11 protein-coding genes and 1 tRNA gene are annotated in these 11,815 nt (G+C 62.8%); 6 read left to right on the plus strand and 6 right to left on the minus strand.

Annotation, left to right across the window (positions count from 1 at the left end):
* Positions 1-47 precede the first annotated feature (47 nt).
* The 3 genes from HH308_RS11115 (at position 48) to HH308_RS11125 (ending at position 1,957) form a co-directional block, all read left to right on the plus strand.
* The gene (locus HH308_RS11115; RefSeq protein ID WP_170194261.1) at positions 48-1,244 is read left to right on the plus strand and encodes a cysteine desulfurase-like protein; all 1,197 of its coding nucleotides are present in this window, start codon (positions 48-50) and stop codon (positions 1,242-1,244) included.
* A 38-nt stretch (positions 1,245-1,282) separates the two neighbouring features.
* The gene (locus HH308_RS11120; protein ID WP_170194262.1) at positions 1,283-1,795 is read left to right on the plus strand and encodes a MarR family winged helix-turn-helix transcriptional regulator; all 513 of its coding nucleotides are present in this window, start codon (positions 1,283-1,285) and stop codon (positions 1,793-1,795) included.
* A 77-nt stretch (positions 1,796-1,872) separates the two neighbouring features.
* Positions 1,873-1,957: transfer RNA gene (locus HH308_RS11125), tRNA-Ser, on the plus strand.
* 864 nt (positions 1,958-2,821) lie between these two features.
* On the opposite strand, the gene HH308_RS11130 is transcribed toward HH308_RS11125, so the two are convergent.
* A complete protein-coding gene (locus tag HH308_RS11130; RefSeq protein WP_170194263.1) occupies positions 2,822-3,652 on the minus strand; it encodes a hypothetical protein in 831 nt (276 codons plus the stop codon).
* 203 nt (positions 3,653-3,855) lie between these two features.
* On the opposite strand from HH308_RS11130, the gene HH308_RS11135 reads away from it, so the two are divergent.
* Positions 3,856-4,671 (plus strand): TIGR04255 family protein, encoded by an 816-nt coding sequence (locus HH308_RS11135; protein WP_170194264.1) that lies wholly within the window; start codon positions 3,856-3,858, stop codon positions 4,669-4,671.
* A gap of 761 nt (positions 4,672-5,432) precedes the next feature.
* The gene (locus tag HH308_RS11140) at positions 5,433-6,239 is read left to right on the plus strand and encodes a hypothetical protein (RefSeq protein WP_170194265.1); all 807 of its coding nucleotides are present in this window, start codon (positions 5,433-5,435) and stop codon (positions 6,237-6,239) included.
* Positions 6,240-6,256: 17 nt separating this feature from the next.
* On the opposite strand, the gene HH308_RS30685 is transcribed toward HH308_RS11140, so the two are convergent.
* The 5 genes from HH308_RS30685 to HH308_RS11165 all read right to left on the minus strand — a co-directional run bounded on the left by HH308_RS30685 (position 6,257) and on the right by HH308_RS11165 (position 10,994).
* Positions 6,257-6,751, minus strand: a complete 495-nt coding sequence (locus tag HH308_RS30685) for a TetR/AcrR family transcriptional regulator (RefSeq protein ID WP_170194266.1) — start codon at positions 6,749-6,751, stop codon at positions 6,257-6,259.
* Positions 6,741-7,733 (minus strand): CdaR family protein, encoded by a 993-nt coding sequence (locus HH308_RS11150; protein WP_170194267.1) that lies wholly within the window; start codon positions 7,731-7,733, stop codon positions 6,741-6,743. The genes HH308_RS30685 and HH308_RS11150 overlap by 11 nt, the downstream gene beginning before the upstream one ends.
* 183 nt (positions 7,734-7,916) lie before the next feature.
* Complete coding sequence (locus HH308_RS11155; RefSeq protein ID WP_246284517.1) at positions 7,917-8,936, minus strand: alpha/beta hydrolase; 1,020 nt, start codon at positions 8,934-8,936, stop codon at positions 7,917-7,919.
* Between the two features lie 752 nt (positions 8,937-9,688).
* Positions 9,689-10,033, minus strand: coding sequence for a hypothetical protein (locus tag HH308_RS11160; RefSeq protein ID WP_170194269.1), 345 nt, complete (start codon positions 10,031-10,033; stop codon positions 9,689-9,691).
* 616 nt (positions 10,034-10,649) lie between these two features.
* Entirely contained in the window at positions 10,650-10,994 is a 345-nt protein-coding gene (locus HH308_RS11165; protein ID WP_170194270.1) for a hypothetical protein, read from the minus strand.
* 499 nt (positions 10,995-11,493) lie between these two features.
* On the opposite strand from HH308_RS11165, the gene HH308_RS11170 reads away from it, so the two are divergent.
* Positions 11,494-11,802 carry a hypothetical protein gene (locus tag HH308_RS11170; RefSeq protein WP_170194271.1) on the plus strand — a complete coding sequence of 103 codons (309 nt, stop codon included), beginning with the start codon at positions 11,494-11,496 and terminating at the stop codon, positions 11,800-11,802.
* Positions 11,803-11,815: the final 13 nt, after the last annotated feature.

An 11,815-nucleotide genomic window follows, 5' to 3' on the forward strand; every position in this document is an offset into this window, starting at 1 on the left:
ACCGACAGCTGACCCATGCTCACGAGTCAGCGTCTATCGTGTGACCCATGACGTTCGATGTCGCCCACGCTCGAGGGCTGTTCCCCTCTTTGGGCGACGGTTGGATTCATCTCGATCCGCAAGCCGGCATGCAGATTCCCGACGCCGTGGCGTCCGCGGTGTCAACGGGCTTTCGGTCGCTGGTGTCGGCGCCGGGCGGGGTGTATCCGGGCAGCACCGCGACGCGCGACGTCGTAATCGCTGCTCGACGGGCCGTCGCAGATCTCGTTGCCGCAGACCCGGCCGGCGTGGTTCTCGGGCCGTCGGTGGCGTCGCTGATCGGCAATCTCGCCGACTCGTACGGAACGCAGCGATGGTGGGGCACCGAGGTGCTGTTGAGCAAGCTCGACGACGAAGCGAACATCGTCCCGTGGCTGCGGCACGCGGCGGCGCTCGGTGCGCGGGTGCGGTGGGCCGAGATGGACATCGAGACCGGACAACTCGCGACCGAACAGTTCGGCGACCTGATCACCGACGCGACCAAGGTCGTGGCGGTCACACTGGCATCGTCGACGACGGGTGCACTGACCGACATCAGTGAGATCGCCGGGCTGGCTCATAAGGCGGGCGCGAAGCTGATCGTCGACGCGAGTTCCGCCGCGCCGTATCTGCCGATGGACATCCGGGAACTCGGCGCCGACGTGATGGTGGTGTCCGCCGACCGCTGGGGCGGCCCCCGAGTGGCGTCGATGGTGTTCGCCGACCCGTCGGAGATCGACACATTGGAGTCGCTGTCGATCGATCCGACGGCGTCGGGACCCGCACGCCTGGAAGTCGGTCAGCATCAGGGCGCGCTGCTCGCGGGTCTCGTCGCATCGGTGGAGCACCTGGCGTCGCTCGACGAGGACGCGATCGGCAAACGTCGACGCCGGCTGGTCACCTCACTCGACGGGCTCTACGAGTACCTGCAGCGGCTGATGTTCTACTTGATCAACTCGCTGGAGAATCTCACCCCGATCCGCGTGCTGGGAAAGTCGGAGAGCCGCATTCCGGTCGTCAGTTTCACCGTCGACGGTGTAAGCGGAGACAAGGTAGTACACCGTTTGACCGACAACGGAGTCTGCGCACTCACCGCGGTGCCGTCTAGGGCCCTTGACCAGGCAGGAGTCGGTGAAGCGGACGGTGCGGTGACCATCGGATTGGCCCCGTACTCGACGCCTTACGAGGTTGATCATCTAGTCCGTACGCTCGCATCGCTCGCATAAGACTAGGCTGGAAATACTTAGCGAGCGATAGGTATCCGGTGGCCGATTCTGATTCGAAGATGGTGCACCTTGTCGACGGCACGTCGTCGACAGGGTCGTCGAACATTCTGTCGGGATCGCAGCGGTCCTCGTGGGACAACATCGTCGCGGGCGGTTGGCATCTGTATGCGGCGATCAATCAGGGGCTCTCCGACGCCGGCATCCCGCAGACACAGGACTGGCGGGTCCTCGAAGCGCTCTCGCGGCACGAACGCCTCCGCATCTCCGACCTCGCGTCGATCACTCAGATCTCGCTCAGCACGGTGTCGAGGCAGATCACCCGGCTCGTCGAAGCCGGCCGCGTCGAGCGGATCGACGTCGACTGCGACGCCCGGCAGCGTTGGGTGCGGGTCACCGCCGAGGGGAGCTGCTACCTGTCGCGGGTCGCGAAGGAACGCGACCAGATGGTCAAGCGGCACCTGATCGATGTGCTCACGCCGGAAGAGTTCGCGGCACTGGGCGCGATCTTCGGCAAAGTCCATGTGTCGCTCCTGAAGGAGTATCCGGAGTAGGTTCGACGCCCCGACCGGGGTTCGATTGGGGTAACGGACCGTCGGTGTCGTAGCCTGTTACCGCAGTCGTATTGCAGGGAAGCGTGGCAGAGCGGCCGAATGCACTCGCCTTGAAAGCGAGCGTGGGTAAAACCACCGGGGGTTCAAATCCCTCCGCTTCCGCAGTGGGTGAGGGGGAGTTTCGGAAACGGCCCCGACGTCAGATCATCCGATTGACGAAGACAAAGTTGCGAGCCTGGCGACGACACACTCCGACGCTGTGAGCTCCCGGGCTCCGTTGTAGCGCAATTGATTTGGATGTCGGTTATTGCGGGCGGCCGCGAACCCGGCGTGTCACTGGCTAAACCATAGATCACAACAATGGCAAATGGTTCGCGCGCGGCGATCACTTAGACTAATCGCCCCCGTACCGACCGTTTTGCGGGCGCTGACTCTGGACGAATGGTGGAAGGATCCCGCGGCATGCTTCATAGCGCGACACACGGGCGTCTCGTCTGATCACGGCGGGAACGGCGTCGCCGGCGGTAGAGGTGTGCTCGGCTATGCGACGACGGAAAGCTTGTCCTGCGGATCTACCACACACATGCGTCGGAAGTGGCTGCACTGCTCGGGTAACTGGCCTCCTTCGGCAGTCACTCCGGTCGACACGTGGGCCAGAATCCCATTAGCGGAAGTGTGGTTCTTCGACCAGAAACCAGAGCGTGAAACCTGTTCTCGCCAAGACTTGGCTTGTGGCAGGCCCGATTGTGACTAATGGTGCGGACAAGAGTGGCGAGACTGACTCGCTGGCGCGCAACGGGGCTCGGTCGAACCGTCGTGGTTCTTGAATGACACCATATCCGGGTTGCGGGGCTGATCAGTAGCTGAACGGGTGGGTTCCGGCACAACCAAAGACCTCGCGATCGTAGGGTCTCGGTCCAGTGATCTTTCCTAGTGTCCCAGCTCACAACCAATCGTTCGCGAGGAGAAGGTAAATCGCTGTGAGTGGCGTGGAGGCCAGGAACGGCGTACGTGCAGATGACAGGACTAGTCCCACTCTGGTGATTGTCTCCAACTCCGTCTATCCATTGGACTGCCCACGACGTTGCGCCGGCCGAAAGACTGCGAGTAGTACTTGATCGTGCGGTAGGCGACCCCACGTTGATCGTCGGTCGAGAGGAGCAGGACACGGGACAGGAAGGCGAGGACTTCACGGGCCGGGGTGTCGGCGAGGGAGTCGTTTGGCATGTTGCTTAGTTCGACGCCTAGTTCGTCGCCGGTCCGCTCGGTAGGCTGGGAGCGCTCGCGATAGGGCTCGATCATGGCGGCGGCGAGAAAGAAGGGGGCGGCAACCACGAATACGACAGTCAGTCCTGGTCCTGAAGTCCAGCGCCACAAGTACCAACCGAGATCGAGTTCGCTTCCACCACCGAGATCCACGAGTTGTGCAACTGTTGCAAGTAGCAGGCTCGCCGCGAGGAAGACTGTGATAGTCGCTATCGGTGACTTGATGCAGGCAGCGGTCATGATTGCTGTCCAGGTGATCGTGGACGTCGATGATCTTGTGGCAAGCTCCCGCCCCGCCGCATAAATCGCAATTGCTAGTGCGAGCCAGAACAGACTTAGTCTGTCGGTCAGCCACGCCTGTGCTGACGCTGGCCAAGTAGCAGTCACCCCGAGGTCTTCAAGGATTGAACTAGCCCAAGCGAGCGGCGATGGTAGATGGTCCGGCGCGTGACCGGTGAAGATCGATACCCAGATCCAGGCAGCTGCGAAGACTGGCCCCAACCAGGCACCGACATCGACGACGTTGACTCCCAGCGCGTGCTGGACGCTGTCCATCAGGTTGCGTGATGCTTCTGTGGGCTTCGATGCCATGAAGTGCTCCTTGATCGATGTACAAGCCACTGAATCAGACGGGTGAGACATTGCCGTTGCTTGCTCGGCGCACCGATCGGGGCGCGGTGGCTCGTGCTCGCTGGTCATGCACGATCAAAGGGTCGCACGCGGGTCGTTGAACGAGTCCCAAGCACTGCGGGCATCTGCATCCGTTGTCATCGGTGTGAAGTAGAATGTGAACTATGGCGACCATCCCTAACCCTTTCGCCGCGAAAGAACCAGGAAACATTCCGCTACCAAAGGCCCCACTGCTGCGGACTATTGCTCAGGTCCGGTTCCCGCAGATGGCCAAGTTCGCCTCCAACGAAGACGGTGTCGCTACCGCGATCGCTGGAGCACTCGCCGACGACTACCCACTGATCGAAGCGGGGCGCGAAGTCGCGGTGACTCTCACCCCAGATGGGATGAGTCAGAGCAACCCATCCTCTCGACTGTGGAGGCTGACCAGTGCTGACGGTTCCCGTCAGGTCAGCTTCGGCGCAACGTTCCTCAGCGTAGACAGCACCACCTACACGCACAGAAGTGAGTTCGCGCAGTGGGTCGACGGCGCTTGGGAAGCGCTGGCGGCGGAGATTCCCATCCCTTACATAACCCGTCTGGGGGTCCGTTACATCAACCAGTTGACTGATCAGAAGCACCTCGATCGCCTGTCTGAACTGTTCCGTCCAGCAGTGTTGGGTGTCGCGATGGCGGAGAAAGACGACGCCGCACAACTCGCTTCTTCCATCACCGAGACGCAGTACCAGCTCGCTGATGGAGCCCGGTTCACCGCAAGGTACGGCCTGCTGCCGAAGGGAACGGTGATCGACACCGCCAGTAGCCCGTACGACTATCCGACTTGCGTGTTCGATACCGACTCCTACCGCGAGTTCGATGCCGGAGCTAAGCAGCCAGACAACCTCGTGGATGAGGTGAAGGATCTGGCGCTCAACGGTTACCGATTCTTCCGTTGGTCCGTGACTGATGATTTCCTGTCGGCGTTCGGAGGCGAACTATGACGACAACGACGTCAGCACAGCAGAGCTGTGACCATGACGAGCGAGATCGCGGTTATGCGCGGCCGGTGACAGCTGCGGTCGTGCTCCTACCGGTTGTAATGGCGATTTCCAGCTGGACGAGCACATCTACCGGAGGAAGTGAGACCCTCCTTCCGTCGTTGGCGGTGGAGTACACCTACCGAGGGGAGTTCGCTGCGGTAGCCAATGCGTCGCAACTCACCTCGAGGTGTGAAGCATTGGCGCCTTCGATGCGGGCGGCATCCCGTACCGATCGCGAAGAGGTCCTCTGGCTCAAGGAGCGCTCCGGTCTGACCTGGGCTCAGTTGGGTAAGGCGTTCGGTGTTTCCCGCCGCGCGGTGCACATGTGGTCGAGTGGCGGGCGGCTCAACGAGTCGAATGCTCGCCGGTTGCGGGAGTTCGGTGCCATCGTCCGACAGATCGAAGCTTCGACCCCAAACGCGACTCCGGAGGCTGTGCGAGCGTGCCTGCTCGCTGTTGAACCTGATGGGATCAGTATTCTTGACCGACTCCGCCGTGAACGGTCGGGCGGTCCGACGTGGGGCATGCCGGTCGGGCCTGAGCACCTGATCGACGCGATCCACGAACCGGTTGGACAAGCTGGCCACTAGCCGATGTGTGATGAAGCGGATGAGATCGGTGACAGGTGCAGCGACTGGCGCCAAGGGGACGTCTTCGTAGGCGCTCCCGCTTACATGTTTGGAACGGACTGGGGACAGTTGACTGCCACTACTCCACATGGGGTGGCGGTTGTCAGCCAGACGTGTGACGCGTCCCAGGGCAGTCGCCCGAATATTCAGGTCGCCCCAATCGTCGAACTCCAAGGCCGCGACCAACAGGAAGCATCCACCGGGAAGCGCCCCCGATTTGTTCCGCTGCCCCAGCTGGGTGAGAGCTTCTTCGCTGACCTCGACGTGATCACGACTGTGGTTAAGACCGCTTTAGTCGGCTACCTACGACGCGCCGGAGTTGTTTCGGATGATGAAGTCCGCAAGTTCGCCTTCGCGGTGTCACGCAAGTTCGGGCGATTCGCTTATCCCGATGAGGTCGTCCGAGCACTGGCCCCTGTGAGGGACGTACTGCAGACGAAGGCCCGCAAGCTCAACACCCCCGTCGGCAAACTCCTGACTGCGGTCCACTCGTTTCGGGTGTCGTGCGAGGACTGGGAGAAGACACCTTATGAGTTGACGCTCATCGTCATCACCGGACCAGGTGTCGTTCCTTCCGAGGTGGACGACATTGGAGCACCTCCGGTTGGCCTCGCTGAACCTGATCCTCGCACGCCCTTGAAGCCACAGGTGAACGCGTATGTGGACTACCTGACGGAAGGTTCCCGCACTCCAACTGAAACGTTCTTCGGGTGGGAGTATCTCATCACGGCCTGGGCCTTGCAGTGCGAGGAGGCGGCCCGAGGCCTCGCTGACCCTGCGGTGATCGAAACCGTGATGTCTGACCTGGCCTCGGTTGATGACTTCCCGTTGGCTAGGGTCCTCGACTCCGAGAGTCTCGACCTCGATTACCTGTCGGAGTCGCGAAAAGCATCCGACTAGCGGTTACGCTTGGGATATTAACGCGCTGGCGACGGGCATGGCTGTCCGCAGGCACCCATGCCGACAAGGGGGCTACCGGAGCGTCTCCGATTCATCTCTTGTTGGCAGATGCATTCTTCAGCGTTGCCGGTTGAGGTGAAGCTATCGACCTGCCCCTCGAGGAGCAGATCGATGTAGGCCATCGCTCCGACGTCCTCGACGTTTCCGCGGGCAGACAGGGCAGACTCGGTGATTCTCAGCCTGCGGCGCAGTGATTCGGCAGCGGTGGACACGATTAAGGCCACAACATCCTCGCGGCTGCCGAAGCAGTCGTAAACGATCGGCCGAATGTACCCGGCGGCTATGGCTACTGACTGAATCGTCACCGCGGCGAGTCCGTTAGTCGAAGCAAGAGTCGCCGCCACATCTGCGCACGCGCGATCCCCGCCGGGGTGGCCCGACGACCCACCGAACACGCTTGCGCGGCGTCCCCCGAAACCATGCGGTGCTACTGAGCGCCGGTCAGCGGTCATTGGACGAGTCGGACGCTGTGGGCAGCAGCCGACGTAGTGCTTCCGCAGCGATGTACCGCATGCGTCCCGGCACTGAACGTGGGTCGTATCCGAGCTCGCGGATCAGTTGGTCGTGTTTGACCTGCAATGTGGAGTGATGAATTCTCAGCTCGGCCGCGGCGGCGCGCACGCTGCCGGACGCGGCGAGGACTCCTAGTATCTGAGCTGACTTGTCGTCGAGTCGCGCTAAGGCGACGACGTCGGGATGGGGTGCGTCCGGGTCGAAGTTCTTGACCAAGGTGAGCATCGCGCCGAAGTCGGTCGCGTCGACGATCGGCGCGTACGAGTTCGTCAGGCGGTACGCGATGACTGCCTCTTCCCAGGACTCCGGCGCATGATCGGCGCGCATCCACCGGCCGATCCCCGCCGGCTGCACGGTTGGAACCTGTCGGCGGGTGTCCAGGTTCGCTCGCAGGATTCCGTACCGGGTCGGGACCAGCGTCGATCTGGCCTCAGGTGACGTTGTGCCGGCATCGGTTGCGATCAGTCGTATGCGGACGCTCGGATCGACGCCGAGTCGGATCAGGGCGGTCGATCGCACGCTGCTCGACTGCGCGGAGTCGATCGCCGTGGACAGCGCGTGCGGAGAGCTGAATCTGGTGTCGAGCAGTCCGACCGCGACCGCGAGCCGATCGATGATCATATCGTCGGTCGCGGGCGGATCTCCTCGTCGCTCCAGCCAGACGCTGCCGTCGCCGACCTCAGCGGCGGCGGAACGCGGGCCCTCGTCGTCCCCGACGACGTGGTGCCCGTCCGGATCGATGCGAACCGTCGTGCTTCTGCGTTCGGCGCCGACGACGGTACCGGACAAGATCGCCGCACCTCGTAGCAGCACATCGAGTCCAGCGCCGTCGGCCATCAGGGCGTCGAAGTAGGACACGATTCTGAGGTACTCACTCATGAGGGGGTCGCGCCTGGACAGTTCGAGGGCGAATTCCTTCATGTGTGCTCCATCGTCGCCGACATGATTCTCTGGGGTCGTCGCGCAGGCCGCGGCGGAGTCCTCGAGGGGTGGTCGTCAGACGATATCGCTGTCGTGGTGCGGATAGAAGGGAGATCAGGTGCTCGGCTTCACTCGCCCGGTATCGGCCCCGGCAGCCGCGATCCGCGCGCCGAGGCGCGGTCGTCACCCTTCGAGGAGACGTCGTATCCAGCGGTCGTGTGCGTCGCGCATGTCGGCTGCGGTGCGGGTGTCGTAGGCCATCAGGTCCACGCCGTGGAACGCGCCCGGCCACACGTGCAGGGCGACGTCGCCGCCAGCTGCCCAGATGGCGCTTGCGTACGCGACGACCTCGTCCCGGAAGACCTCGGCCGCACCCACTCCGAGGAAGGTTGGCGGCAGGCCGGACAGGTCGGTCGCGCGGGTGGGCGCTGCGTAGATCGACACGGCGTCGGTACCTCGCCGGTCGCCGAGGTAGGCGTTCCAGGTGGTCTCCATGCTGGTGCGGTCCCAGAATCCGTATCCGTCGATCTGCCGGGCTGACACAGTGTCGTTGCGTTCGTCGAGCATCGGATAGATCACCAGCGAACCCGCCACCGCGGGGCCTTTGCGGTCACGGGCGAGCAACGTCAGCCCCGCTGCTAGGCCGCCCCCGGCACTAGCGCCGCCGATGATGAGGCGATCGGGGTCGATGCCCAGTTCATCCGCATTGTCCGCGGTCCATTTGAGACCGGAGTAGCAGTCCTCGATGGGGTACGGATCGGGGAATTCGGGTGCCAGTCGGTAGTCGACGGTGACCAGCACTCCGTTGTAGCGCACCGCCCACTCGACGAACTGATCGATGCCGGCGAAGCGATCACCTGCGAACATGCCGCCGCCGTGGGTGTGGTAGAAGCCGGGCCCGGTCCCCGTGCGGCCCTTCGCGCCGATGATCGAGACGACGATCGGGTGCCCGTCATGCCCATCTATGACGACGTCTCGGCTCTCTGCGTCGAATTGTTCGAGTAGGGCCTCGGTCTTCTCCGGGGGCGTAGTGACTTTCAGGGCGGGGATCATGTCCGGCGTGATGGTGGTGGGAAACATCTCCGGATTCGCGGCGAGTAGCGCCGCGAGTTCGGGCTCGATCGGCGGCCGGGGAATCGAATCGATCATCGGGATCTCCTTGAATTCTGCGTGGGCGAACGTGGGATTGTTCGGTGCGGCCATACGCTATTGCGTTCAGTGCTTGGATCGATACCGCCGCGACGGCGCAGATTCGCTGCTCACGGACCGCCGAATGCGCGGATGCGGCGGGGCCCATCGGGCGCGCATGTCGACCGCGCTCTCGTCGACCCGGTGCGACACGATCTGTTACGCAGCCTCGGCGTAGGGCGTGCGCTATCGACGACGTCGCCGCCGGAACTATGGGGTTGTCCGATAGTCGCTTTCGCGGTCTGTTCCATGCGGCGACCACGACCAGGCCAGGTTTATGAATGACGGTTGTCGACGCGCTGGAGAACGGCTCACGGATACGGCAGAATCAGCGCCGTGAGGGCTTCGGTCAACGCGAACTGAACGCGGATAATCGTCTCCGGCGCTGTGAACGAGCTATTCGTCCCATTCGCGACGATACTGAATATGCCCATATGTATACGGTGGGCGAGTCGACGTCGTAGAAATGTCGATAGCGTGGCACGGCTGAATCCGGTTGCCCTCGACACCAGCGGAGTTGATGAAACAGACTCGGTTGGTGCTGTCGGCTGCTGACGGAGTCGGCGATCGATTAGTTCGCCGTCGTTGTAGAAACGTTGGCGGACATGGAAACCGCCAGCACAACTAGCGACCAAGAACGCTAGATGCGCACTGGTCGCCGCAACCGCTGGCAGCTCAATTGGGCCACCAGTATGCATAGGTGGCACGGATCTGGCTCAATGAAAATCCAATCGCACCCATCGTTGATTGGGAGGGAACGGTGCGGATCACATCCAGGCGAGTTTGACTCCGGTCGTGTCACTCCAGACGCGGTATATCCGGTCGGGGCCTCCCGGACCGGAGTCCCACACGTTCCATTGCGTACCGTTGTAGTCGAATACCTGGCCGCCGCTCGCGCCGGTAGTTCTCGTTGGCCCGGTGATTCCGCGCTGAATCGTGGCACGTGCCTGGGCACACGTGGCGTCGCCTGCGTTGATATACACGGTGCCCGTGCGGTTCGCCACTGTCAGGATCCCGCACCCGACGACGTCTGCGTTCGCAATGCCGCCCATCGCCACGCCGAAAGAGATGATCCCGCTCGCAAACATGACCCCGCCGACAAGCCTCTTCATCTGATTCCGTTCATAGTCGTAACGCACACTTGGTACACGATCAGATAGAACGTATACCGAGCTGGGTGGGATCGAATATCCTTCGTCCGGGCGACACCATCGGCGATCGGTGTTGTCCGGATTACTGTGCCCGCGCTTCGGCGCACAGTTTCTGGGCGTGTGATCGCGGTCGAAATGCTGCGGCGTAAGAGTGAACGCTGGCTGCTGTTGGACCACAGGCACCTACCGCGATCCCGGCGATGATGCGCGAATGATCGTCAGCTGTCCCCGGACCCGGCATGACCGGACTATTGACGGGTACACCGTGATATCCGTTGCCTTGGCGCGGTTTAGCAGAGGTGTTCCTCTGGTGAAGCATCCGCGGTCGCACAAGGATTACGTGGTGCAAGCGTGGGATCACCCACCCGTAATGTGAAGCTGCTTAGATCAACGTCGCGCTCGAGGGCGACACAGCAGAGGTCGTGGGGCTGGTCGACTTACTTGTCGCGAGAGGCGGCAAATGAGGCGACCTCGTTCACTGACAGCATCGTTAACGTGAGCCATCTTTCGCCGGAGGCTATCGCTCGGACGTGTATTCGTTGGGCTGCACCGCGTTCCAGCGACCGACCGGGACCCGCTAAGGAGCCCGCAGTTCGAAGCGTGTGCCGTTACCGACGCAGAAGAGGTCGACACCAGTCGTCATCGACGCGCCGGCGTCGTTGCCCGTGCATCGGTAGCTCCCAACCTGCAGTTCCTGCCTGTTCAGACGGGTACCCTTGCCCGCGAACATGTCATCGAGGATATTGCGCGCGTGCCCGCAGCTGACTGCGCCGATCGTGATCACCAGCGGACGTGCCTGCGAGTCGTTCGGCGCTGTGTATGTGCCGCAATCGACGGCTGCGGCAGCGGTCGGCGCGGTCACGGCTGCGGTCCCAGCGGTGAGGACAGCGGCGAAGGCGAGACTGACGATGTGGTGAGTCATAGGGCTCAGCTTTCCATCACACATCGTCGGTTGTGAGGTGATCGACAACGGGTTAGCCCGTTCGGATCACAGTTGCGCCCGGGGAAGCCAGCCCGCTGCAGGCCACGGTGCACTCGACCGTGTCGCGAAAGGCGGGTGCACCGTCGTCGGGGTGGGCAACCACCCAGGCATTGCGCTGTCACGGGGTTACGTGCATAACCTCGGGCTTGCACTCCGCATCTGCGCCCTGAGTCGCTCCCGCGGCATAGGCGGCGGGCAAGCGTTCCGGTGCGTATCGGTCACTCCAGCCGGGCGGCACGGGCGGCACACGTGCGCGGTCAACTTCACTGTCGGGTAGATGACGCTGGCCCGCGCCGCACCTCCCCTGCCTTGTGGCGGACCTGGGCAATCTGGGTGCAACATGCGACCTCCGCGCACAGGTTTGACCCAATCGGAGGACATACACCCCCACCGTGCGCGGATACGCTCGTGGCTCCGCGCACGTCAGAGAGGGGACAACATGAAGAAGCTCATCAAGATTGCGTCAACGGTCGCCGCGGCCGCTGCGATCGCCGTCGCCGGCGAAGGGGTGTCGAACGCAGCCCAAGGCGGGGTAACCGGAGTTCCTCCGCACGCCTGGTTCAAAGTTGCTAGGTCCGAACTCGTCAACTGGAACACGCAGGCCGCGTGTACCAGCACCGGAGTAAGTCGATGGAACTGCGCTCCGCTGGCTGCCGCGGTCGACCGGGAACGCGCTCGCAATCCGCGGGCGAACGGCTACTGGTCTGAGTTCTTCGTCAATGGGTCGACGCGGTCGGGTACCTGGTAGTCGTCGCTTCTAA

Origin of the sequence: Gordonia asplenii (assembly GCF_012933505.1) — a bacterium.
Classification (GTDB): Bacteria; Actinomycetota; Actinomycetes; order Mycobacteriales; family Mycobacteriaceae; genus Gordonia; species Gordonia asplenii.

What these genes read in the sequence shown, in the direction of transcription:
- HH308_RS11115 (WP_170194261.1), top strand. Translation starts at nt 48, where the DNA reads ATGACGTTCGATGTCGCCCACGCTCGAGGGCTGTTCCCCTCTTTGGGC.
- HH308_RS11130 (WP_170194263.1), bottom strand. Translation starts at nt 3,652, where the DNA reads ATGGCATCGAAGCCCACAGAAGCATCACGCAACCTGATGGACAGCGTC.
- HH308_RS11135 (WP_170194264.1), top strand. Translation starts at nt 3,856, where the DNA reads ATGGCGACCATCCCTAACCCTTTCGCCGCGAAAGAACCAGGAAACATT.
- HH308_RS30685 (WP_170194266.1), bottom strand. Translation starts at nt 6,751, where the DNA reads ATGACCGCTGACCGGCGCTCAGTAGCACCGCATGGTTTCGGGGGACGC.
- HH308_RS11150 (WP_170194267.1), bottom strand. Translation starts at nt 7,733, where the DNA reads ATGAAGGAATTCGCCCTCGAACTGTCCAGGCGCGACCCCCTCATGAGT.
- HH308_RS11155 (WP_246284517.1), bottom strand. Translation starts at nt 8,936, where the DNA reads ATGGCCGCACCGAACAATCCCACGTTCGCCCACGCAGAATTCAAGGAG.
- HH308_RS11160 (WP_170194269.1), bottom strand. Translation starts at nt 10,033, where the DNA reads ATGAAGAGGCTTGTCGGCGGGGTCATGTTTGCGAGCGGGATCATCTCT.
- HH308_RS11165 (WP_170194270.1), bottom strand. Translation starts at nt 10,994, where the DNA reads ATGACTCACCACATCGTCAGTCTCGCCTTCGCCGCTGTCCTCACCGCT.
- HH308_RS11170 (WP_170194271.1), top strand. Translation starts at nt 11,494, where the DNA reads ATGAAGAAGCTCATCAAGATTGCGTCAACGGTCGCCGCGGCCGCTGCG.